21 protein-coding genes and 1 tRNA gene are annotated in these 22113 nt (G+C 65.1%); 16 read left to right on the forward strand and 6 right to left on the reverse strand.

Annotated features, from left to right (window positions below):
- The first annotated feature begins 12 nt into the window (after positions 1-12).
- Positions 13-1482 (forward strand): M48 family metalloprotease, encoded by a 1470-nt coding sequence (locus BG023_RS08440; RefSeq protein ID WP_069310056.1) that lies wholly within the window; start codon positions 13-15, stop codon positions 1480-1482.
- Positions 1483-1564: 82 nt separating this feature from the next.
- Here the strand turns inward: BG023_RS08440 and BG023_RS08445 are convergent, their stop codons facing one another.
- Together BG023_RS08445 and BG023_RS08450 are read right to left on the reverse strand one after the other, a co-directional pair.
- Complete coding sequence (locus BG023_RS08445; RefSeq protein WP_069310057.1) at positions 1565-1744, reverse strand: Flp family type IVb pilin; 180 nt, start codon at positions 1742-1744, stop codon at positions 1565-1567.
- 113 nt (positions 1745-1857) lie between these two features.
- Positions 1858-2040, reverse strand: coding sequence for a Flp family type IVb pilin (locus tag BG023_RS08450; RefSeq protein WP_069310058.1), 183 nt, complete (start codon positions 2038-2040; stop codon positions 1858-1860).
- A gap of 114 nt (positions 2041-2154) precedes the next feature.
- On the opposite strand from BG023_RS08450, the gene BG023_RS08455 reads away from it, so the two are divergent.
- Together BG023_RS08455 and BG023_RS08460 are read left to right on the forward strand one after the other, a co-directional pair.
- The gene (locus BG023_RS08455; RefSeq protein WP_233992961.1) at positions 2155-2550 is read left to right on the forward strand and encodes a (deoxy)nucleoside triphosphate pyrophosphohydrolase; all 396 of its coding nucleotides are present in this window, start codon (positions 2155-2157) and stop codon (positions 2548-2550) included.
- Between the two features lie 60 nt (positions 2551-2610).
- Positions 2611-2687: transfer RNA gene (locus BG023_RS08460), tRNA-Arg, on the forward strand.
- Between the two features lie 53 nt (positions 2688-2740).
- Here the strand turns inward: BG023_RS08460 and BG023_RS08465 are convergent.
- Positions 2741-3130, reverse strand: coding sequence for a metallopeptidase family protein (locus BG023_RS08465; RefSeq protein WP_150122834.1), 390 nt, complete (start codon positions 3128-3130; stop codon positions 2741-2743).
- Between the two features lie 195 nt (positions 3131-3325).
- Between BG023_RS08465 and folE the strand changes: the two genes are divergently transcribed.
- The 4 genes from folE (at position 3326) to BG023_RS08485 (ending at position 5884) form a co-directional block, all read left to right on the forward strand.
- Positions 3326-3952, forward strand: a complete 627-nt coding sequence (folE, locus tag BG023_RS08470) for a GTP cyclohydrolase I FolE (protein ID WP_069311219.1) — start codon at positions 3326-3328, stop codon at positions 3950-3952.
- Between the two features lie 147 nt (positions 3953-4099).
- On the forward strand, positions 4100-4549 hold the full coding sequence (locus tag BG023_RS08475; protein WP_083234621.1) for a hypothetical protein: 450 nt from the start codon (positions 4100-4102) through the stop codon (positions 4547-4549).
- 135 nt (positions 4550-4684) lie between these two features.
- Positions 4685-5191 (forward strand): c-type cytochrome, encoded by a 507-nt coding sequence (locus BG023_RS08480; protein ID WP_190315743.1) that lies wholly within the window; start codon positions 4685-4687, stop codon positions 5189-5191.
- Entirely contained in the window at positions 5192-5884 is a 693-nt protein-coding gene (locus BG023_RS08485) for a cytochrome b/b6 domain-containing protein (protein ID WP_069310061.1), read from the forward strand. It begins immediately after the preceding gene.
- Between the two features lie 59 nt (positions 5885-5943).
- On the opposite strand, the gene BG023_RS08490 is transcribed toward BG023_RS08485, so the two are convergent.
- On the reverse strand, positions 5944-6423 hold the full coding sequence (locus BG023_RS08490) for a peroxiredoxin (protein WP_069310062.1): 480 nt from the start codon (positions 6421-6423) through the stop codon (positions 5944-5946).
- A 177-nt stretch (positions 6424-6600) separates the two neighbouring features.
- On the opposite strand from BG023_RS08490, the gene ahcY reads away from it, so the two are divergent.
- From ahcY to trxA, 8 genes are all read left to right on the forward strand, one after another.
- The gene (gene ahcY / locus BG023_RS08495) at positions 6601-8025 is read left to right on the forward strand and encodes an adenosylhomocysteinase (protein ID WP_069310063.1); all 1425 of its coding nucleotides are present in this window, start codon (positions 6601-6603) and stop codon (positions 8023-8025) included.
- A gap of 101 nt (positions 8026-8126) precedes the next feature.
- On the forward strand, positions 8127-10487 hold the full coding sequence (locus BG023_RS08500; protein WP_069310064.1) for a PAS domain-containing sensor histidine kinase: 2361 nt from the start codon (positions 8127-8129) through the stop codon (positions 10485-10487).
- 2 nt (positions 10488-10489) lie between these two features.
- Positions 10490-10948 (forward strand): tRNA (adenosine(37)-N6)-threonylcarbamoyltransferase complex ATPase subunit type 1 TsaE, encoded by a 459-nt coding sequence (tsaE, locus tag BG023_RS08505; protein WP_069310065.1) that lies wholly within the window; start codon positions 10490-10492, stop codon positions 10946-10948.
- On the forward strand, positions 10945-11931 hold the full coding sequence (locus BG023_RS08510) for an aminoglycoside phosphotransferase family protein (RefSeq protein WP_069310066.1): 987 nt from the start codon (positions 10945-10947) through the stop codon (positions 11929-11931). The genes tsaE and BG023_RS08510 overlap by 4 nt, the downstream gene beginning before the upstream one ends.
- Positions 11928-12650 carry a nucleotidyltransferase family protein gene (locus BG023_RS08515; protein WP_069310067.1) on the forward strand — a complete coding sequence of 241 codons (723 nt, stop codon included), beginning with the start codon at positions 11928-11930 and terminating at the stop codon, positions 12648-12650. The genes BG023_RS08510 and BG023_RS08515 overlap by 4 nt, the downstream gene beginning before the upstream one ends.
- Entirely contained in the window at positions 12643-15681 is a 3039-nt protein-coding gene (gene addB, locus BG023_RS08520; protein ID WP_069310068.1) for a double-strand break repair protein AddB, read from the forward strand. Before BG023_RS08515 ends, addB begins: the two co-directional genes overlap by 8 nt.
- Positions 15678-19235, forward strand: a complete 3558-nt coding sequence (gene addA / locus BG023_RS08525; protein WP_069310069.1) for a double-strand break repair helicase AddA — start codon at positions 15678-15680, stop codon at positions 19233-19235. Before addB ends, addA begins: the two co-directional genes overlap by 4 nt.
- Before the next feature lie 73 nt (positions 19236-19308).
- Positions 19309-19629: a thioredoxin gene (gene trxA, locus BG023_RS08530; protein ID WP_069311222.1), complete on the forward strand. Its 321-nt coding sequence runs from the start codon at positions 19309-19311 to the stop codon at positions 19627-19629.
- 3 nt (positions 19630-19632) lie between these two features.
- Here the strand turns inward: trxA and BG023_RS08535 are convergent, their stop codons facing one another.
- Positions 19633-20427 (reverse strand): inositol monophosphatase family protein, encoded by a 795-nt coding sequence (locus tag BG023_RS08535; protein WP_233992962.1) that lies wholly within the window; start codon positions 20425-20427, stop codon positions 19633-19635.
- Positions 20424-21650 (reverse strand): bifunctional glutamate N-acetyltransferase/amino-acid acetyltransferase ArgJ, encoded by a 1227-nt coding sequence (gene argJ, locus BG023_RS08540; protein ID WP_069310070.1) that lies wholly within the window; start codon positions 21648-21650, stop codon positions 20424-20426. Before argJ ends, BG023_RS08535 begins: the two co-directional genes overlap by 4 nt.
- A gap of 88 nt (positions 21651-21738) precedes the next feature.
- On the opposite strand from argJ, the gene BG023_RS08545 reads away from it, so the two are divergent.
- Entirely contained in the window at positions 21739-22014 is a 276-nt protein-coding gene (locus BG023_RS08545) for a hypothetical protein (protein ID WP_069310071.1), read from the forward strand.
- The last annotated feature ends 99 nt before the right edge of the window (positions 22015-22113 follow it).

Here is a 22113-nt window from a genome sequence, read left to right on the forward strand (position 1 = left end):
GCCATGTCACAGATGTTTCGCAAGGTTCTGGCGTTCGGGGTTGCTCCGGTGGCGCTGGCCGGATGCGTTGGCGTTGCGGGCGCGCAGATCCCGGCTGCGTCCGAACCGATCACTCCCAAGGAAGCACAGATGGGGGCGCAGTATCACCCCCAGTTCCTGCAGGAATTCGGCGGCGCGATGACCGGCGCCCAGGCCACCTATGTCGAACAGGTGGGCAAGAATATCGCGGTGCAATCGGGCCTCGGCAATGCGCGCGAGACGTTTACGGTGAGCCTGCTCAATTCGCCGGTGCACAACGCCTTCGCGGTGCCGGGCGGCTATATCTACACCACGCGCCAGCTGGTCACGCTGATGAACAACGAGGCGGAGCTGGCCGCGGTGCTGGGCCACGAAGTCGGCCATGTCGCCGCGCGCCATTCGCAGCGGCGGCAGAAGGCGGCGCAGCGCAATTCGATCCTCGGCGTGCTGGGCGCGATCGGTTCTTCGCTGCTGCTCGGCAATTCGGGGCTCGGTGACACGATCTCCAAGGGGTTCCTGCAAGGCTCGCAGCTGCTGACGCTGCGGTTCTCGCGCAAGCAGGAGCTGCAGGCGGATGATCTCGGCATCCAGTATCTGGGCAAGGCGGGTTATGATCGCCGGGCGATGAGCACCGTGCTCGCCAGCCTCGCGGCGCAGAACGCGCTCGAGGCACGGCTGGCAGGGCGCAATGCGAGCGTGCCCGAATGGGCCTCGACCCACCCCGATCCCGCAAGCCGGGTGCAAAGTGCGCTGACCAAGGCGAGTGCTGCAGGCAGCGGCGGGGTGACCAACCGCGACACCTTCCTCGCCCGGATCGACGGACTGCGTTACGGCGATGATCCGGCGCAGGGCATGATCGAAGGCAGCAGCTTCATTCACCCAGAGCTGCTGCTCGCCTTTACCGCGCCGCAGGGCTTCTACATGGTCAACGGCACCCGCGCTGTCAGCATCCAGGGGCAGGGCGGGCAGGCGCAGATGACGCTTGCGGCCTATAGCGGCGATCTCGAAGCCTATGTGCGCCAGCAATTCACCGCGCTGGGCGGGGAGAAGAGCACGCTCGCGCCGCAGCAGATCCAGCGCACCACGGTGAACGGTCTGCCTGCCGTTTATGGCACGGCGCGGGTCAACAATGGCGGATCGCAGGTCGATCTGGTGGTGTTTGCCTATGAATTCGCGCGCGACCGCGCTTATCACTTCGCGGCGATTACCCCGGCCGGGCAATCAGCGGTGTTCAATCCGATGTTCCAGTCGATGCGGCGCATCACCCAGACCGAGGCCAGCGCAGTGGTGCCCAAGCGGCTTCAGGTGGTGACGGTGGCGCGCGGGGACACGGTAGCCTCGCTGGCGCAGCGCATGGCCTATCCGAGCGCGCAGGAGGAACGCTTCCGCGTCCTCAACGGCCTGCTCAGCACTGATACGCTGACAGCGGGCCAGAAGGTCAAGATCGTGGTGCGCGGGCGTTAAACCCCGATCATTCGGCGCGTCTGCGCCAGACATAAAAAACGGCGGGGATTTCTCCCCGCCGCCTTTTTTGTTCGTGCTGAACTTAAGCAGCCGCGTTGGCGGTGTTGAGTTCGGTCGAAACGGTGGTGAAGGTGCCTTCGAGGCTGTTGCCCAGCGCGGTCATCGCGGTGATGGCAGCAACGGCGATCAGAGCAGCGATCAGGCCGTATTCGATGGCGGTGGCGCCCTGTTCGTCGCGGACGAGGTTCTTGAAGAAGGTCATGGTAGTCTCCTGGTTTGGTCTTCGGTACCCTTGCCAACCGCCCCCTTGGCGATCTGACAAATTCAATTTATCCGGCAGTTATTGAGAATGTCTTAATTGGAAGATTTTCCGATTTAACTGCCGGTTACGCTGTTCACCTGAGTGCTGACGTTGTTCCACATGCCGATCGCCGAGCCGGCAAAGCCGTTCAGAGCGGCGATCATTGCGATCACAATCAGGCTGACAATCAGGCCGTATTCGATCGCTGTCGCACCAGTGGTGTCGTCAGCAATGTCGCGCAGAAATGTGTTCAACATCGCAAAACCACCTATCGATTGCGTCCTGATGAAGAGAGAATCGCTGAGGCGGGTTAAGAAAAGGTTGAGGAGCGCGTCGCAGTTGGAAAAAAAGCCGACATGACAAGGCGCGCGATGATCGTGGTGGCGGGCGCGCTAAGGCGTGCCGACGGGCTCTGGCTCATGCACCGCCGGCCTGACGACAAGCACCATGGCGGCCTGTGGGAGTTCCCGGGCGGCAAGGTGGAGGATGATGAAATCCCGCCAGAATCTCTGATTCGGGAGCTGCACGAGGAGCTTGGGATCATCTGCCGGATGGATGATTGCACCCCAATTGCCTTCGCTGAAAGCGGCGCTGCGGGGGCCGCGGGAGCGATTGTCATCCTGCTTTACAACGTGAGCGCGTGGGAAGGTGAGCCGCAGGCGCTCGAGGGCGGTGCGGTCGACTGGTTTACCCCTGATGAGATGCGTGCCTTGCCCAAGCCGCCGCTCGATGTGGAGCTGGCCGCGCGGCTGCTCCAAAATTGCTGACCGGCTTCAAACAGGCCTTGCCAAGCCGATACGACCCCCCTAAAGGCCGCCCCCTAGCGCGCACCCGTAGCTCAGCTGGATAGAGCACCAGACTACGAATCTGGGGGTCAGAGGTTCGAATCCTTTCGGGTGCGCCAACAACGCCCGCTCCTCGTAAGAGGGGCGGGCGTTGTTGGTTCTGGCCCTCGAATCAGTCTGCCACCGAACCCTCAAGCGCGTGCATATCCTCGTCCGAGAGGCCGAAGTGGTGGCCCGCTTCGTGAATCACCACGTGGCGCACCAGGGCCGCAAAGCTGACCCCGGTCTCTTCCATCTCTTCGAGCAATGGCTGGCGGAACAGGGTAATCACCGGCGGCATCACCTCGTAATCCCATTGCGAACGATCGGGCAGGGCGACGCCTTCATAAAGCCCGGTCAGATCCCAGCGATCTTCCAGCCCGACCGAAGCGAGCTGCTCGGCACTGGCGAATTCTTCTACCCGCACAACCACATCGGCCAGCTGATCGCGGAACGCCCGCGGCAGCCGGTCAAGCACGGCCCGCGCGGCGGCATGGAAATCGGCGATACTGGGCTCGGACACCAAGCGTTCCTTTTTGCAGTCTGGGGGGTGAATTGCGCGCAATTCTTCCTACATTGTCAGGTGGTGACGCCACAGACCGCGCGCAATGTGTTTGTGTCTATGGAACGCCTCACGCGTCAGCGGGTTGACATATCGCGGGATCGACAGGCGAGGGGGGCTCCGACAGAGCCGATGAGTGAAGAAAGACGACAGCCGATGAATTACATCTCTGCCCATGATCACGATCATGATTTCGATCCCGAGAACCCGCTCGGCAAGCCCGAGGTGCCGGAACACGTGCAGGACGCGATCCGCACGCTGATCGAATGGTCGGGCGATGATCCGTCGCGCGAAGGCCTGCTCGACACGCCCAAGCGGGTGGGTCGGGCGTGGCTCGAATATTGCGAAGGCTACAAGGAAGACCCGGCGGTGCATCTCACACGCCAGTTCACCGAGGTGGGCGGCTATGACGAGATCGTGCTGCTGAAGGACATTCCCTTCCAGTCGCATTGCGAACACCATATGGCGCCGATCATCGGCAAGGCGGCGATCGCCTATTTGCCGAAGAACAAGGTTGTCGGCATCTCCAAGCTCGCCCGCGTGCTGCATGGCTATGCCCACCGCTTGCAGATCCAGGAGCGCCTGACGGCCGAAGTCGCGCAGTGCATCTGGGATAATCTCGAACCCCATGGCGTGGCCGTGGTGATCGAAGCCCAGCACGGTTGCATGACCGGGCGCGGTGTGAAGACTCACGGCGTCGAGATGGTAACCAGCCGAATTCTCGGGTGTTTCCTTGAAGATCATCGCAGCCGCAAGGAAGTGATGAGCTTGATGGGCTACTAATCTTCAAATAGCGTAAGCTAAGCAGATGGATAATGGTCACGGGCGCGTGCGAAAAATGCAACACGCGCCCGTTCCGTTGCGCCCCGCGCGCTGTTAATCTTCTGCCATTCACGGCCAAAAGGCCGGAATAACGCAGGAGAAAACACAATGAAGATGGTTGTCCTGATGGGCATGGGGCTTGGCGCCTGCCTCGCAAGCCCCGCACTCGCACTGGAACACGAAGTCGTGATTGATCACGATGCAGGGCCGATTGCTGCTGATTATCGTGGATCGGTTTCCGTCGAGACCCGGCAGGTCGGCGCGGCCGGTGCGGCTGGTCGTCCCAGCACGCTGCGGTGCGAATGGACCGCTTCGCTCAATGTCGAGCGGGTGGCCATGGTCGGCGAAAGCCTGCGCTCGCAGCGCTCGATGAGCCGCGATGGCGTGGCCAAGGGCTCCAAGCCCGGCTGGTGCGAAACCAGCACCAAGGCGATCGACAAGCTGGTCGATGCGCGCAAGGATACCTTCCGCACCGCGATGATGGCGCTGGTCGAACAGGATCGCAGCGTGATTGTCGCCGAGGCGGATAGCGCGCGCAGCGGCAACCGCGAAGGCTGATCGCCCGGCCATGGCCACACGAAAAACGGGGCGCCCCTGTTACAAGGGGTGCCCCGTTTTCGCGTTTGCGATCAGCGGCAAAGCGGCATAGCTTTCGATATCTACTTTTATCGCCCTTACCGAAGGAGAATGCCGATGCCGCGTCTGTCCGCTCCGCGCCTGTTGCTTGCCGCCGCCACCGCCGCATTGCTGTGCGGCGTGTCCTTTGGTGGCGCAGACCATGCGGCCGCATCGGCTCCCGCTGCTGCCGGCCGGTCGCAGGCCACGATCACCGCGCGGCAGGATGGCTTCAAGGCCATCGGCGGTGCCTTCAAGGCGGTGCGCGGCGAGCTAGAAAAGGATAGCCCCGATTTTGCGCTGATCGCGGCCAAGGCTGGCGATATCAACAAGCGCGCGCGCAAGATCACCGGCCTGTTCCCTGCTAGCACCAGCAATGCCGACGGGTTCAAGACGGCTGCGCTGCCAGCGATCTGGAGCAAACCCGCCGGGTTCAAGGCGGCGGCCAAGCGCCTCGTCGACGAAAGCGCCAAGCTGGCGAGCCTTGCTGGCAAGCGCGACAAGCAAGCGGTTGCCGCGCAGGCGATCAAGATGGGCGGGGCCTGCAAGGGCTGCCACGACCAGTTCCGCGCCGAGACGAACTGAATGACGCAAGACTCCTCGCCGCCGCGTGCGGCGCTTCCTTCTGACGTACGCGTGTGGGACCCGCTGCTGCGGCTGGTCCACTGGAGTTTCCCGCTGCTGATCCCGGTACTCTGGTGGACCGCGGAGAATGACAAGTGGGCGCTCCACAAGCGGCTTGGCCTCGTACTGCTGGGCCTCCTGGTGTTTCGCGTGCTCTGGGGTTTCCTCGGGCCGGAAACCGCGCGCTTCAGCCAGTTCGTGAAGGGCCCGCGCGCGGTGCTCGCCTACTTGCGCGATGGTGCGGGGGCCAAGGTGATCGGGCACTCGCCGCTGGGCGGGTGGAGCACGCTGGTGCTGCTGGGCGCGATGCTGGCGCAGGTCAGCCTCGGGCTGTTTGCGGGTGATCCCTTCGACGGCACAACCGGCCCGCTCAATGCGCTGGTCGGGGTCAGTCTGGCCGACGCCATTACCGAACTGCACGAAACATTCTTCTGGGTGATCGTCGGGCTGGCGGGGCTGCATCTTGCTGCGATCTGTTTCTACGCCGCGAAGGGCGATGATCTTTTGAGCCCGATGGTGGGCGGTAAAATTCCGCCGCGCGTCGGCGTGGCCGGGATCGGGCCGATACCGTGGGCAAGGGGGCTGATCGCCTGCGCTCTCGCTGCCGCGCTCGCGCTATGGGTGGCTTACGGTGCGCCGCCGCTGACGGAATAGAAAAGGGGCGCACCCCGCAGCCGGGATGCGCCCCTTTATCTTTCAACCGCTCGACGTGATCAGAGCTGGCCGAGCATGTGGTCGGCGCTCGACACCTTGAAGTCGCCCGGTTCCTCGACGTTGAGCTGTTCGACCACGCCGTCGTTGATCACCATCGAGAAGCGCTGGCCGCGCGTGCCCATGCCGAAGCCCGAGCCGTCCATGGTGAGGCCGATCGCCTTGACGAAATCGGCATTGCCGTCAGCGAGCATGGTGATGTCGTCGCTGCCGGCGGCCTTGTTCCAGGCGCCCATCACGAAGGCGTCGTTGACGGCGGTGCCGACGATCTCGTCGACGCCCTTGGCCTTGAGATCGGCGGCCTTTTCGACGAAGCCGGGCAGGTGCTTGGCCGAGCAGGTCGGGGTAAAGGCGCCCGGGACCGAGAACAGCGCGACGCGCTTGCCGGCGAAGTATTCGGTCGAGGTGATCGCCTGCGGCCCTTCGGCGGTGGCCTTGACCAGGGTGACTTCGGGGATCTTGTCGCCAACGGAAATCGTCATGTTCGTGTCCTTTGCGGGTGGGAAAGCGAGGGGCTTCTATAGCGCTGCTGGCGGGGCGGGCAACAAATAGACATATAAAGATAAGTTTATATTTGCCTCTGGCGACACACGCCGCTACGGGCGTATTTCATCAATTAGCCCCCGCCACGCGCGCTCTCGCGCAGGAGAAAAGACACAATGGCCACTCTCGCTGCCACACCGACCCACGAGTATGTCATCAAGGACATCGCTCTCGCCCGCTTCGGCCGCGACGAGATCCAGATCGCGGAAACCGAAATGCCCGGCCTGATGGCCCTGCGCGCCGAATATGGTGCCGCGCAACCGCTCAAGGGCGCGCGGATCACCGGTTCGCTCCACATGACTATCCAGACCGCCGTGCTGATCGAAACGCTCGTCGCACTGGGCGCCGAAGTGCGTTGGGCGACCTGCAACATCTTCTCGACCCAGGATCACGCCGCCGCCGCAATTGCCGAGCGTGGTATTCCGGTGTTCGCGATCAAGGGCGAGACGCTGGGCGAATACTGGGACTATGTCGGTCGCATCTTCGACTGGTCGAGCGAAGCTGATCCCGACCTCACCGCCAACATGATCCTCGATGACGGCGGCGATGCCACCATGTTCGCGCTGTGGGGCGCCCGCATCGAAGCGGGTGAAGAGCTACCCGCGCCCGGCAATGCCGAGGAGATCGAGTTCCAGCGCGCGCTCAAGGCCTTCGTCGCTGCCAAGCCGGGCTACCTCACCAAGACGGTCAAGAGCATCAAGGGTGTCTCGGAAGAGACCACCACCGGCGTGATGCGCCTCTACCAGATCGCCAAGGCGGGCAAGCTCCCGTTCCCGGCCATCAACGTCAACGACAGCGTCACCAAGTCGAAGTTCGACAACCTCTACGGCTGCAAGGAATCGCTTGTCGACGCGATCCGCCGCGCGACCGACGTGATGCTGGCCGGCAAGGTCGCCTGCGTCGCGGGTTACGGCGATGTCGGCAAGGGTTCGGCTGCTTCGCTGCGTGACGGCGGCGCGCGCGTGATGGTGACCGAGATCGATCCGATCTGCGCGCTTCAGGCAGCGATGGACGGCTTTGAAGTCGTCACCATGGAAGACGCGGTCAAGCGCGCCGACATCTTCGTGACCGCCACAGGCAACGAAGACGTCATAACCGCCGAGCACATGATGAACATGAAGCCGATGGCGATTGTCTGCAACATCGGCCACTTCGATAGCGAGATCCAGATTTCGGCCCTCTCGAACTACGAATGGCGCGAGGTCAAGGAAGGGACCGATCTCGTCACTTTCCCCGATGGCAAGTCGATCATCGTCCTCGCCAAGGGCCGCCTGGTCAACCTCGGCTGCGCCACCGGCCACCCCAGTTTTGTGATGAGCGCGAGCTTCACCAACCAGACCCTCGCGCAGATCGAGCTGTTCACCAAGGCCGACGAATACGACAACGACGTCTACGTTCTGCCCAAGCACCTCGACGAGAAGGTCGCCGCGCTTCACCTCGAAAAGCTGGGCGTGAAGCTGACCCAGCTCAGCCAGAAGCAGGCGAGCTACATCGGCGTGCCGCAGGCCGGCCCGTTCAAGCCCGATCATTACCGTTATTGATCGCGACGCGTCGTCCGCCCCCGGTCGTTTTATCACGACACTGGGGGCGGGCGGGCGTATCCCCGTTGCACTGCCGCGCCTGCGCGCATAGCTGGTAGGCGATGGACGTTTCGCCGCTTTCCCTTGTTCTGATCGCGCTAGTGCTTGCCGCCTGGGCGGCTGGCGCAGTGCTGGTCATTCTGCGCGCCAACCGCGGGATGAAGCGGGCCAAGGCGCTCAAGATCAGCCTCAAGCGGATGCAGGCGCTGCTCGATGTCGCTCCGGCTCTGCCGCTGTTGGTGCGGGTCGACGGACGGATCGAGGCACCCGAAAAACTTGCGCGCCTGCTCGGCCTCGCGGCGATGCCCAAATATCTCAGCGAGCTGGCCCCTGCGAGCGGCGGCCCCAATGCGGGCGGCTTGTCGCGGCAACAGGTCGATCAGTTGTGGGCGCGGGTGCAGGCCACCCAGAAAAGCGCGGCCGCTTTCCGCATGGCGATCAACCTGCCGGGTTCGCAGCGCAGCCTTGCGCTCTACGGCACGCTTGCTGATCCGCAGGTCTCGCCCGGCGGCGCGGCGCTGGTTTGGGTGTTCGACTTTACCGAGAGCCACGCCGAGATGGCCCGCCTGCGCTCGGCCGCGACGCGGGCGACAGGGGACTTTGCCGCACTGGTTGGCCTGATCGAAGCAGCTCCCATGCCGCTGTGGTTCCGCAGCAGCGATCTCACCCTGCAGCTGGTCAATCAGGCCTACGTCGAGGCAGTCGGCGCCTCGAGCGCGGCCGAGGTGGTCGAAAACCAGATCGAGCTGCTGGAGCCCGAAGACGGCCGTTCGCCGGCTGAAATCGCACGCGATTCGCTTAAGAACCAGGACAAGCTCGAGCGTATCGTCGCTGCCACGATCCACGGCGCGCGGCGCACCCTGCGGGTGTCCGATCTGCCGCTCGGGCAGGAGGGCGTGGCGGGCTATGCCATCGACATCGAGGAACAGCAGCAGGTCGCGCGCGAGTTTCGCGCCTTCCGCGATGCCCAGCGCGCGATGCTCGATCAGCTTTCGGTCGGCGTTGCCCAGTTCGATCCTGATGAGCGCCTGACCTTCGCCAATGTGCCTTTCCGCCGCCTGTTCTCGCTAACCGACGATGCGATCGAGGCCGAGACCCCGTTTGACCGCTTCCTAGCCGAGGCGCGCGAACGCGGGCGCACGCCGGAAGTGCGCGATTTCCCCGAATGGCGGCGCGAGCGCCGGGCGTGGTTCGGATCGAGCGAGACCCAGGAAGAGGCTTGGCCGCTTCCAGGCGGCACGCATCTGCGCGTCATCGCCCAGCCGATGCCCGATGGTGGGCTGGTGCTGGTCACCGAGGATCGCACCGAAAGCCTCGCGCTTTCGGCCGTGCGCGACACGCTGCTGCGCACCCGGACCGCGACGCTCGACAGCCTGTTCGAGGCGCTGGCGATCTTCGCACCGGATGGCTCGGTACAGCTCTGGAACCGCAGCTTCGCCGGCACTTGGGGCCTGACCCCGGAACTGCTCGACCGGCACCCAAGCGCCGATGAATTGCTGAGCGCGATCGGGCGCAACCTTGTCCGGCCCGAGGAAGCCGCGCTGATCGGCGCTACAGTGCGCGCGGCAACGCTCGACCGGCGCGAGAAGGGGGGGCAAGTGGAGCTTGCCGACGGGCGGACGCTGCGCTTTGCTGGAATTCCGCTGCCCGATGGTAACGGGCTCCTCACCGTGCTCGACATTACCGCCTCGCAGAAAGCCGAGCAGGCGCTGCGCGAACGGGCGGAGGCCTTGGAAGAGGCCGACGCGGTCAAGGCGCGGTTCCTTGCCAATATGTCCTACGAATTCCGCACCCCGCTCACCACGATCGGGGGCTATGCCGAGCTGCTCAAAAGCGGCGCGGCGAGTGACCCCGAACAGGCGGGCGAATATGTCGATGCGATCCTTTCGGCGGTGGAGCGGCTGACCGAGCAGGTCGAAAACGTGCTTGACCTGTCGCAGAGCGAGGCGGGGCTGCTGCCGATCCGCAAGGAACGCATCGATCTGCTCGATTTCCTCACCGCACTGGTGCGCGAGCGTGAGGCCGCAATCATTGCTGCCGGGCTTAGCCTTGACCTCAAGGGACGGCGGGGCCGGATTGTCGAGGCTGATCCGCGCCAGCTTGGCCGGGCCGTGGGCAACCTGCTCGACAATGCGATCGGCGGAACGCCGGATGGCGGGCGCATCCTGATCGAGCTGCGCCGCGCGGCTGAGGGCTCCAGCACGGCGGTCGAGATCGTCATTGCCGATAATGGCCGGGGCATGACGTCGCAGGAACTCGCTCGCGCGCAGGGCGGGCTCAAGCCGGTCAAGGACGGCGCGCCCGAACGCCGCACCGGCCTCGGCATCCCGCTCGCGCGCCAGCTGATCGAGGCCCATGACGGAACGCTCGAGATCGTCAGCCGCAAGGGCGTGGGCACCACGGCTACGATCTGCCTGCCGTGACCATGAACCGCACCGAATTGCCCGATCTGGCGGCGATGACCGCCTATGGTGCGGCGATTGCCGGGCGGCTTCGGGCGGGTGACGTGGTGGCGCTGACGGGCGGGCTGGGCGCGGGCAAGACGACACTGGCGCGCGCCATCATCGCGGCGCTAGGCCATGCGGGTGAGGTACCATCGCCGACCTTCACCATCATCGAAACATACGATGCCCCGCCGCTCAGGCTACCGGTGGTGCACGCCGATTTCTACCGGCTCGAAGATCCGGCCGAATGTGCCGAAATCGGGCTCGACGAATATCGCGAGGGCGCGGTGCTGCTGGCAGAGTGGCCCGATCATGCGGGCGGTTTCGACACCGAGCCTGGATGTCTGTCGGTCACGCTTGAAATGGTGGGGGAAAGCGGTGCTGACGGAAGGATTGCGATTGCGGTCGGCGGCGCGGATTGGGTAGGGCGGATGCCATGAGTGCGCTGCCCCAAGGTCTTACCGAATTTATCGCCCACGCCGGATGGGCGGATGCCGCGATTGCACCGCTGCCGGGCGACGCTTCGTTCCGGCGCTACTTTCGCCTGACCCGTGCCGGCGAAACGGCGATGCTGATGCACGCGCCTCCGCCGCACGAAGACCCGGCGCCCTTTCTCCATGTCGCGCACTGGCTCAATGGCCACGGTATGCGCGGCCCTGCGATACTGGCTCAGGATTCCGCGCAAGGCTGGGTGCTGACCGAGGATTTCGGCAATGACCGGATGCGCGACTGGCTGGATGATCACCCGGCTGACGAGCTTGCCGCTTACACCGCAGCCGTCGACGCAATGGCCGATCTGCACCGTCTGCCGCCGGGGCCGTTTGCGCCATATGACCTGGCGGTCTACCAGCGCGAGGCGGCGTTGCTGACCGAATGGTATTGCCCGGCGCAGGGACTGGAGGTCGATGCCGCAAGTTATGCCGATGCATGGGACGAAGTGCTCGCCCCGCTTCTGGCGCGGCAGCAGCCCGGTGTGACCGTGCTGCGCGATTATCATGCCGAGAACATCATGCTGCTCGGCGGCAAGCCTGATGCGCCGCAGGGCCTGATCGATTTCCAGGACGCGCTGGTCGGCCATCCGGCTTATGATCTTGTCTCGCTGCTTCAGGATGCGCGCCGCGATGTGTCCGAGGCGCTCGAAGCGGCGATGCTCGCGCATTACTGTAAAGCTGCGGCAATCGAGGATGACGCTTTCCTCGCCGATTACGCGCGGCTCGGCGCGCAGCGTAACGCCAAGATCGTCGGCATCTTCACTCGGCTCGACCGGCGCGATGGCAAGCCCAAATATCTCGCCATGATTCCGCGGGTGTGGGCGGCGCTCGAACGCGATCTGGCGCATCCAGCGCTTGCGCCGGTTGCCCGCTGGTTCGATGCGAATATCCCCGAATCCTTGCGTGCGGCCAACGGGGCTTTTGCGGCATGACCACACCGCAGCTCGCCTCCGATACTGCGATGATCCTCGCCGCAGGGCTGGGCAAGCGGATGCGTCCGCTTACCGCGAGCCAGCCCAAGCCGCTCGTGCGTGTCGCGGGCAAACCACTGATCGACTATGCGCTCGACCGGCTGGTCGAAGCCGGGTTCGAAAAGGCGGTGGTCAACGTCCATTATCTCGCCGATGCGCTCGAAGCCCATGTCTCCGCACGCAAGGCGCCGCAGGTGACCGTCTCTGACGAGCGCGCCTTGCTGCTCGAAACGGGGGGCGGGATGATCAAGGCCCTGCCGCATCTGCCCGATCCCTTCTTCGCGCTGAACGCCGACAACATCTGGCTCGACGGCCCCAAGACCGCGTTCCACGACCTGTCGCGCCGCTGGGATCCCGAGAGCATGGACGCGTTACTGCTGGTGGTGCCGCACGCGCGCGCGGCCAACTTCAACGGGCCGGGCGATTTTCATATGGACCCGCACGGCCTGCTCTCGCGCCGCCGCGATGGCCGGATCGCGCCGTTTATCTACACCGGCATCCAACTGGTTTCACATCGCCTGCTGCGCGATGCGCCCGACGGTCCGTTCTCGACCAACATCTTGTGGAACCGCGCGATGGAGGAGGGGCGGCTTTATGGCCTGTCCTTCACCGGCCAATGGTTCGAAGTCGGCACGCCCGAGGCGATCCGCCCGACCGAGGAGGCGCTCCAGCTTGGCTGAACCGCGCGGCGCCGGCCCTCTGATCTATTCGATCGCCGCGCATCGCGGGTTTGCCGACGCGCTGGTTGCCGGACTGGTGCCACGCTATGCCGCGCCGGGCTTCGGGCTCGCACGCCTGACGCTGCTGGTCCCGTCGAGCCGCGCCGCGCGCACCCTTTCCGAGGCCTTCATTCGCCACGCCGGGGCCAATGGCACGAACGGGCTGCTGATGCCGCGCATGGTGATGGTCGGCGATCTCGACCTCGATGAACAACTTGGCGCAGCGCTCGACCCTCTGGGGACTTCGGACATACCCCCGGCCTGCGATCCGGTGCGGCGCTGGCTGACGCTCGACCGGCTGATCGCCGAGGAACGCGCAGCCGAGGGAATGGACCCGCTCCCGGGCCGGGTGCGGCTCAACCTTGCGCGCGACATCGCCCGCGCGATCGACCGTCTACTGGTCGAGGAAAAGCGCCCCGAAGATCTGCTGGGTGACGCTGTGCTCGATAGCCTTGCTGGGGTGGCCGAGCACTGGAAGCATTCGATCCGCCTGTTCGCCCGCGTCAATGCGCGCTGGCAGGTCGAACTTGCCGAGCGCGGTGAAGTTGACGCCGCAACGCGCCGCAACCTGCTGTTCGACCGGGCGGCGCGGCGCTGGAAGGATACCCCGCCGCAGCATCCGATTGTCGCCGCCGGCGTGACCAGTGCTGCCCCAGCGCTCGCACGGCTGCTGCGTGTGATTGCGGAACTTCCCGATGGCGCGGTGGTACTCCCCGATCTCGACCTTGCGATGGATGATGCCGCATGGGACGAACTGGGGCGCGCAGGCCTTGCCGATCAAGCGGGCGGCACAGTGTTCGGCACTTCGGACGCGCTCACCCATCCGCAGTATCATCTGAAGCTGCTGTTGAACCGCATGGGCGTGAACCGCGAGGAAGTGCGACCGTGGCACCGCCGTGGCCCCACTGCTGCGGATCCGGCGCGCAGCCGGGCAATATCCGCACTGTTTTTGCCGCCCGAGGCCAGTCGGTCGTGGGCAAAGCTCGAGGCCTCTGACCGGCGGCTTAGCGGAGTGCGGCTGATGACCAGTCCGACGCTGGAGGTCGAGGCACAGGCGGTCGCCATGTTGGTCCGCGAGGCGATCGAGCAGCCCGAACGACGCGTAGCCGTTGTAACCGCTGATCGGGGCCTCGCGCGCCGGATCGTTCAGCATCTTGCGCGCTGGAATGTGGTCGCCGACGATTCGGCAGGGCGGCCGCTGGCTCTGACCCCGGCGGGCAGGCTGTTTGGCCTGCTGGCGGAGATCGCTGCCCGGGGGCCTGCGGCCGACATTGTCGTGGCGACATTCGGGCATCCATTGGTTCGCTCGGTCGATGCCGAGACGCGCCAGGCCTGGCTCACGGGTCTCAGAGCCTTTGACCGGGAGCTGCGCGGACCAGCTCTTGCCCCCGGACTCGGGCCGCTGGGCAAGGCGGCGGCCGAGGCAAAGCAGGCGGATTGGTGGGCCGAAGCAGCGGCTCTGATCGCCCCGCTGTCGGATTGGCCCAAGCAAATCGCGTTGGCTGAAGCGCTTACGATCCTTGCCGATTGCGCCGAACGTCTCGCGGGAAGCGCGGCATGGGAGCGCGAAGATGGCCGCGCGCTGGGCAGCATGATCGAGGAGCTGCGCGGGCAGTCGCAAGCGCTCGGCACGGTCGTCGAGAGCGCCGATATCGCCGCAATCCTGCGCGATGCAATGGACGCGGTGGCGGTGCGTCCGGGCTATGGCGGGCATCCGCGCGTGTCGATCTATGGCCTGCTCGAGGCGCGGATGGCGCGGGCTGATCTGATTATCTGCGCAGGCCTGAACGAAGGCAGCTGGCCGCAGCCGCCGGCCGCCGATCCCCTGCTCGCGCCCGCCGTGCTGCGCGCGCTGGGCGTGCCGGGGGCGGAGTTCCGGATCGGGCTGGCCGCCCATGACCTTGCCGGAGCGCTCGGCGCCCCCGAAGTGGTGCTCAGCCGCGCCTTGCGCGATGCCGCAGGGCCGACTTTGCCATCACGCTTTGTACTTCGGGTCGAAGCGTTGCTGGGCAAGGACCTACTTGGCGAGCATCGCGAGGCAGCAATTCCGGCGCTGTTGCCCCATCTTGATCGTGCGCGTCCCCGTACCGAGCCCTATCCGCGCCCGGCACCTGATCCCGGCTCCGACTTGCGCGATGTGACCATCAAGGTGACTGCGCTGGATCGACTTCTGGGTGATCCCTACCAGTTCTACGCGCAGGCAATTCTGGGGCTCAAGCAGATGGCACCGCTCGCTGCTGATCCGTTCAGCGATCCGGCGCTACGCGGAACGCTTGTCCACGCCATCCTCGACAAGTGGCACCGGGCGCGTCGCAGCGATACGGGGCTGGCAATCGGACCGTTCGCGCGGGACTATTTCGCTGCCGAACAGGTCCACCCCTTGTTTCGCGCGTTGTGGCAACCACGCCTGATCGCCGCTCTCGAGCGGTTTGAGCAGTGGATCGAGGCTGATGCCAAGGAGGGTCGCAGCGTGCTCGCAAGCGAGATTTCCGGCGAGATGACGTTTGACGGGGTCAAGGTGATTGGCCGCGCGGACCGGATCGACCGGCTGGCGGATGGGACGCTAGGAATTGTCGATTACAAAACTGGCCGGGTGCCGAGCAAGAATCAGGTCGAGGCGGGCTTCGCGCTCCAGCTTGGTTTGCTTGGTCTGATTGCGGAGCATGGGCGGTTCGAAAATGCGCGCACTGGCGAGGTGGTAACGGGCGAGGCGACCGACTTCGAGTATTGGTCCTTCGGCAAGGAAGATGGCGGCTTCGGTAAGCGGGACCGGCCGATCAAGAAGGACAGAGCGAAAACCGGCGTGCTCCCTGAAGACTTCCTTCCGCACCACGCCGAAATGCTGGCGGAGGCGATCCGCAACTACATCAAGGGCCGCACCCCTTTCACCGCGCGAGAGAACCCCGATTATCAGGGGTTCAACGAATATGATCAGCTGATGCGGCTCGAGGAGTGGTTGGCTTCGGTCATGGCCGTGGGTGAGGCATCATGAGCGGCGGCAGCGGCCTCGTCTATCCGCTTCAGGGCAATCAGCTGCTCGCCGCTGACCCAGAGGATAATGTCTGGCTGTCGGCCTCGGCGGGGACAGGGAAGACCCAGGTCCTTTCCGCGCGCGTGCTGCGCCTGCTGCTCCGCCCCGAGGTCGATCCCTCGCAGATCCTGTGCCTCACCTTTACCAAGGCGGGCGCCGCGGAAATGGCCAATCGCATCAACGCGGTGCTGGCAAGCTGGGTGCGGCTACCCGAGGGCGCGTTGGCGAAGGAGCTGGGCCATCTCGGAGCGGATTTCGCTCCCGACACGATCGAACGCGCACGTAGCCTGTTCGCACGCGTCCTCGATTGCCCTGGCGGGGGGCTCAGGATCGACACAATCCATGCCTTCGCGCAGTTCCTGATCAGCAACTTCCCCGAAGAAGCGGGGCTCGCGCCTGGCATTCGGGTGATGGATGATCGCAGCCGGGATCTGCTGGCGCGCGAGGTATTGTCCGATCTGATCACCAGCGCCGAAGCGGCGAATGACAGGCGGCTGCTGGAGGCGATTGCCGCCTTTGTCAGGCGCAAGGATCCGTCCGCCTTGCAAACGTGGCTTATGCGCGCCGCGGAGAGCCCCGAACTGTGGCACGGCCGCGATGCATGGCAATCGCCGATGGACGCGCGGGTGCGGCAAATGCTCGGGATACCTGCGGATGCCGACGAGGCGTGGGCTAACGACGTGCTCGGTCCGGATGTATTCCCCGATCACCTTCTCGCTGTGATGCTACCGGTGCTCGATGCGTGGAAGGCCAAGACGGGCGAAGAGTCTGCCGCCTTCATCCGGCAGTGGCTGGCGAGTGATCTTACTGTTCGGCGGAATATCGTTGCTCTTTTCCGGAAGACCTTGCTCAAAGCCGATGGCGAACCGCGACTGATGCAGACGCCTGAGAAGGTGGATCCGGGCTTCCGGGGACGGCAGGAAGAGATCGCCGAGACCCTGCGCTTGCACGGTATCCGTCTTGGGCTGTTGACCTGCGCGGAGGTCATCGCCTCCGCGCTCGAAATCGGACGGGCCTTCGCGATCCGGTGGGACGAGCGCAAAGCCCGCGAGGGGCTGGTCGACTTCGGAGATCTCATCCGCAAGGCGGCCAGCCTGCTCGACAATTCTGAAGCGGCTGACTGGATCCGCTACAAGCTCGACCGGCATTTCGACCATATCCTGATCGACGAGGCGCAGGACACCAACCGCAGCCAGTGGGACATCATATTCGCCCTGATCGATGATTTCTTCAGCGGCGAGGGTGCGCGCGGTGACAAGCTGCGCACGATCTTTACGGTGGGCGATTACAAGCAGGCGATCTTCGGCTTCCAGGGCACCAGTCCGGAAAATTTTGCCCGCGCCAAGCTCAAGGTCGAAGCGCGTATCATGCAGGCGCGTGAAGGTATTCGTGCCGCGCGGATCAACCGGCGTGAACCAGGCTGGCAGGATCTCGACCTTGGCCAATCCTTCCGCACCGCGAATGTCGTCCTCGATTTCGTCAACCGCGCTATCGCGTTGCTGGGCTTCGAGGCGTTCGGGCTGCCGACCGCGCCGGCCCTTCATGAAGGCGCCGAGCGCCCCGGACTCGTGACTCTATGGCCGCCGGTGATCGTTGCAGCCGGTGAGAGGGACATGGACGAGGCCGACGAAGGCAAAGACGACGATCCCGCCGAAGACAGCGGCCGGGATTGGTTGCCGCGCCACGACACCGTGCTTGCCGACAAGATCGCGCAACAGGTGCAGCACTGGCTGAGCCCTGAAGGCGAGCCCTTCGTGCTCGAAAAGGGCAACCGCCGCCATGCTCAAGCGGGCGATATCATGGTGCTGGTGCGTCAGCGCAAGGAGCTCGCGGCCCAGATCGTTGCACGGCTCCATGCCCGCGGTGTGCCTGTTGCGGGGGTTGACCGGCTGCGACTAGGCGCGCCGCTGGCGGTGAAGGATTTGCTTGCGGCGCTGCGCTTTGCCGCTCAGCCGCTCGACGATCTCAGCCTGGCCAACCTTCTTGCATCGCCGCTGATCGGGTGGTCGCAGGATGATATCCTCGCCTATGTGCCGCGCCCCGAGCGGGTGCGCCTGTGGGATCACCTGCGCCGCGAGGATGCGCCCGCAGCGGTCCAGCAGGTTGCCGACAAGCTACGTGAACTGCTGCGGCTCGCCGACTATCAGACGCCGCAAGCTCTGATCAGCTGGCTTCTCAACGGTCCGTGGCATGCGCGTGCGCGGCTGATCGAGCGGCTTGGTAACGAAGCCAACGATCCGCTTGATGAACTGGTCAATGCCGCCTTCGCGTTCGAGGCCGAGCATTGGCCGAGCCTCGTCGGCTTTCTCCAGTGGTTCGATGCGGGTACGGGCGATCTCAAGCGCGATGCCGACAGTTCCAGCGGGCAGGTGCGGGTCATGACGGTGCACGGCTCCAAGGGATTGCAGGCCCCGATCGTGATCCTCGCCGACGCCACTGGCGCGCCCGGCGATGCAGGTGCCTTGTCGCTCGAGGATAATCCCTTCGATCTGGAGAGCGATCTCGATCGGCTCCGGGAAGTGCCGCTGCCGCCCCTGTCCAAGCACGAACGGCTGGGCAGGATCGCCGATGCGGCCAATGCAGCCAACCTTGCCGCACGGCAGGAGCACTGGCGCCTGCTTTATGTCGCCATGACCCGCGCAGAAGAGGCGCTGTTCATCGGGGGGGCGCTCAACCGCAAAGAGGCCAAGGTCGGGGTTCCGCACGAGGAGAGCTGGTACGCCCGGCTCGCGCCGCTGTTCGAGGGCGAGGCGGTAGATGATCCTGTGTGGTTGTGGCGCAAGGAGTGGGGCCACCGCGCCGAGCCACTGGTTCCGGAGAGCGACACCGCTGCCCCGCCGACCGCGCTGCCCGAATTGCCTCGCTGGGTGTCGACCCCGATCGGCCCCGAGCCGCGCCCGCCGCGTCCGCTTGCTCCCTCAAGCGTTGGCGAGGAAGCGGGCGCCGAACCGCCGCTTCCGCCCGAGGCGGTACGCATCGCCGCGCGGCGCGGGAGCCTGATCCACCGGCTCCTTGAGCGGCTTCCTGATGTATCGCCATCCGAACGCGGCGATGAGGCGCGGGCGTGGCTCGCGCGACAGGCAGGCGATCTCGACGAGCCGGTGCGCGAAGATATGCTCGCGGCGGCCTTGGCGGTGCTGGAACATCCCGATTTTGCTGCGCTGTTTTCGCCGGCAGCACTGGCCGAAGTGCCGCTCGCCGCGACGGTTGGCGGGGTCGTGGTGGCGGGTACGGCCGACCGCTTGCTGGTCGAGGAAACGCGGGTGGTGGTGGTCGACTTCAAGACGACCCGCCGACCCCCTGCAAATGCGGGCGACATTCCGGCGGCGACGTTGCGCCAGATGGCGGCCTATGTCGCCGCGCTGGAAGCGATCTATCCTGATCGAGCAGTCCGGGCAGCAGTGCTCTACACCCACGCGCCGGTGCTGTTGGAACTCGGGCCCGATGTTCTGGCTCCGCACAAGCAGCAGTTGGACAGCGAGCAGCAAAGCTATTGGCCGCTCGCTATTGAGTGAAAACCCACGCGCACTAGATTGCATTCATCCCGCCAGAGCCCCTATGCTCGCTGGCAAACAGGAGATTGCAATAATGGCCACCGTCAACGTCACCGATGCCAGCTTTCAGGCCGATGTGCTGAACAGCGACACCCCCGTTCTGGTTGATTTCTGGGCTGACTGGTGCGGCCCGTGCAAGATGATCGCGCCCGCGCTCGAAGAGATCAGCGATGAACTCGCCGGGCAGGTCAAGATCGCCAAGATCGACATCATGGAAAACACCGATATCGCCGCGCAGATGGGCGTGCAGTCGATCCCGCTGATGGTGCTGTTCAAGAACGGTGAAGCCGTCGCACGCAAGCTGGGCGCAGCGCCCAAGAGCCAGCTCAAGGCGTGGCTCGAAAGCGAGCTGTAAGCTTCAAGCCAGCACGCGGCTGACGAATTCGTCCCATATTGCCGGACTTGCCGCACCGACGAGACCGGGCTTGTCCTGCTCGTCGACGCGGTAGGCGGTGCCATCGAGCCGTGCGGCCTTGCCGCCGGCTTCGTTGAGCCACAGCACGCCTGCGGCATGATCCCAGGCGTAGGTGCGCTTGAAGCTTGAGACGTCGTTTTCGCCCAGCGCGAGGCGCGGATACTGTTCGGCAGCGCAGCGTGGAATGTCGACCAGCGTGTAATGCGGGGCGAGCTTGGCATCGACCATCGCGGATTGTTCGGGCGTCAGGAATATGCGGCTGACGGCGGTCACCGGCATCGCCTGCCCGGTGGTGCGCGCCTTGATCCGCTCGCCATTGACGAACGCCCCTTCGCCGCGCCGGGTGTGGCAGAAGCGGTCCTTGACCGGATCATAGATCCACCCCGCCACAGCCTCGCCCGCGTCAGCGAGCGCGATGATGATCCCGAACGGCTCATTGCCTTGGGCAAAGTTGGCGGTGCCATCGAGCGGGTCGATGATCCAGCATTGGCCGGAGAGATGTTCCAGCACCGCAGTGTCGGCGTGTGCGGCTTCCTCGCCGACCACGGCGACGCCGGGGGCGAGTTTGGTGAGCGCCTCGGTCAGGAATGCCTCGACCTCGCGGTCGACCACGGTGACGGGGTCGTCTTCGCCCTTCATCTCGACTTCGTGGTCGGCCAGCTGGCGAAAGCGCGGCAGCATCGAACGCTGCGCCGCGAAGCGCATCAGATCGCGGATTTCGTCATCCAGAGCGCTCACGAGCGGTAGTCCGCGTTGATCGCGATGTAGCCGTGGGTGAGATCGCAGGTCCACACGCTCGCGCGGCCATCACCGAGACCGAGGTCGACCGCGATGTCGATTTCCTCGCCCTTGAGGTGCGCTGCGACGGGCGCTTCGTCATAGCCTTCGACCGGGACGCCGTTGCGCGCTGTCCAGATACCGCCGAACGCAATCGAGAGCCTGTCCCGGTCGGCCGGCTCGCCCGCCTTGCCGACGGCCATGACGACGCGGCCCCAGTTGGCATCCTCGCCTGCAATCGCGGTCTTCACCAGCGGCGAGTTGGCGATGGCAAGGCCGATGCGGCGCGCGCTTTCGTCACTCATCGCGCCTGACACGCGGATGGTGATGAACTTCTGCGCGCCTTCACCGTCACGCACAACCAGATGGGCAAGCTCGCGGCACACATCGGCAAGGGCGGCGCCAAATGCATCGGCGCCCGGGCTGTCCCAACCCTCAATCCGCGCATTGCCCGCCTTTCCGGTGGCAAACACCATCACGGTGTCGCTGGTCGAGGTATCGCCATCGACCGTGATGCAGCTGAAAGTCGCCGCATTGGCGCGTTCCAGCGCCTCCTTCAGGAATGCCGGCGCGACATTGGCATCGGTGAAGATGTAGCCGAGCATCGTCGCCATGTCGGGCGCGATCATGCCGCTGCCCTTGATGATCCCGGCCAGTTCGATCCGCGTGTCGCCGATCATCGCCGATGCGCCTGCACCCTTGGGGAAGGTATCGGTGGTGCCGATCGCGTTGGTGGCATCCTCCCAACCGCAGGGCTCGGCGACGAGCGCCGCTGTGATCCCGGCGCGGGCCTTGTCGATGGGCAGCGGCACGCCGATCACGCCGGTCGAGGAGACGAACACCTCGTCCACCCCGCAACCGAGCGCATCGCTGACCTGCGACCGGATCGCTTCGACCGCTTCGCGTCCGCGATAGCCGGTGAAGGCGTTCGAATTGCCCGCGTTGACGATTAGCGCCCGCGCGCGCCCGCCTTTCACCGCCTCGCGCCCGAGTTCGACCTCGGACGAGGCGCAGGCGCTTTTGGTGAAGACGCCCGCCGCGCTGGTGCCTTCGGCGAGTTCGGCAAAGGTCAGATCGCAACGATCCCAAGCCTTGTACTGTGCGCGGGCAATGCGCAGCGTAACACCTGCGATGGCAGGCAATTCGGGGAAGGGGCGGGCGAGGGGGGAGCGGTCGATCTGCATGAAAAAGCCCTCTAGGTTGCCGACGGGGCGCAGTAAATCAGCAAAGCTGGTGGACGAAAGGTGCGTGTTTGCCTATCTATGCCCCGTCATGACCCGGCACATTCTCGCCTTTCTTGCTTTGCTTACCGGTCTTGCTGCACTCGGCAGCCCGGCGCAGGCGTCGCTGGCAGAGGCTCTGGCGTGCGATTCCAGCATTGCTGCTGCAGCCGGAGAAGAAGTATCGGGCGGCGAAAGTGCAGCGGTGCAACCTGCACCGGCCACGCTCAAGCAGACCCGTGCGGTCGAAGCGCCTGAAAGCCGTCCGGCTGCGCCCGCTTCGCTGCGTCTGCCGGTGCTGATGGGCATCGAGCGCGCCTACGAATAGGCGCTGCCCGCGACATCACGAGACCACTTCGCGCCGTGCAGACAGCCGGTGCGCCTTTTCTACAGAACCCGTTTCACGCCCGCCTTGCGGGGTGCGTCC

This window comes from Porphyrobacter sp. LM 6 (assembly GCF_001720465.1).
GTDB lineage: Bacteria > Pseudomonadota > Alphaproteobacteria > Sphingomonadales > Sphingomonadaceae > Erythrobacter.

Coding starts and splice junctions, on each gene's coding strand:
- BG023_RS08440 (WP_069310056.1), top strand. CDS start 13: ATGTTTCGCAAGGTTCTGGCGTTCGGGGTTGCTCCGGTGGCGCTGGCC.
- BG023_RS08445 (WP_069310057.1), bottom strand. CDS start 1,744: ATGACCTTCTTCAAGAACCTCGTCCGCGACGAACAGGGCGCCACCGCC.
- BG023_RS08450 (WP_069310058.1), bottom strand. CDS start 2,040: ATGTTGAACACATTTCTGCGCGACATTGCTGACGACACCACTGGTGCG.
- BG023_RS08455 (WP_233992961.1), top strand. CDS start 2,155: ATGATCGTGGTGGCGGGCGCGCTAAGGCGTGCCGACGGGCTCTGGCTC.
- folE (WP_069311219.1), top strand. CDS start 3,326: ATGAATTACATCTCTGCCCATGATCACGATCATGATTTCGATCCCGAG.
- BG023_RS08475 (WP_083234621.1), top strand. CDS start 4,100: ATGAAGATGGTTGTCCTGATGGGCATGGGGCTTGGCGCCTGCCTCGCA.
- BG023_RS08480 (WP_190315743.1), top strand. CDS start 4,685: ATGCCGCGTCTGTCCGCTCCGCGCCTGTTGCTTGCCGCCGCCACCGCC.
- BG023_RS08485 (WP_069310061.1), top strand. CDS start 5,192: ATGACGCAAGACTCCTCGCCGCCGCGTGCGGCGCTTCCTTCTGACGTA.
- BG023_RS08490 (WP_069310062.1), bottom strand. CDS start 6,423: ATGACGATTTCCGTTGGCGACAAGATCCCCGAAGTCACCCTGGTCAAG.
- ahcY (WP_069310063.1), top strand. CDS start 6,601: ATGGCCACTCTCGCTGCCACACCGACCCACGAGTATGTCATCAAGGAC.
- BG023_RS08500 (WP_069310064.1), top strand. CDS start 8,127: ATGGACGTTTCGCCGCTTTCCCTTGTTCTGATCGCGCTAGTGCTTGCC.
- tsaE (WP_069310065.1), top strand. CDS start 10,490: ATGAACCGCACCGAATTGCCCGATCTGGCGGCGATGACCGCCTATGGT.
- BG023_RS08510 (WP_069310066.1), top strand. CDS start 10,945: ATGAGTGCGCTGCCCCAAGGTCTTACCGAATTTATCGCCCACGCCGGA.
- BG023_RS08515 (WP_069310067.1), top strand. CDS start 11,928: ATGACCACACCGCAGCTCGCCTCCGATACTGCGATGATCCTCGCCGCA.
- addA (WP_069310069.1), top strand. CDS start 15,678: ATGAGCGGCGGCAGCGGCCTCGTCTATCCGCTTCAGGGCAATCAGCTG.
- trxA (WP_069311222.1), top strand. CDS start 19,309: ATGGCCACCGTCAACGTCACCGATGCCAGCTTTCAGGCCGATGTGCTG.
- argJ (WP_069310070.1), bottom strand. CDS start 21,650: ATGCAGATCGACCGCTCCCCCCTCGCCCGCCCCTTCCCCGAATTGCCT.
- BG023_RS08545 (WP_069310071.1), top strand. CDS start 21,739: ATGACCCGGCACATTCTCGCCTTTCTTGCTTTGCTTACCGGTCTTGCT.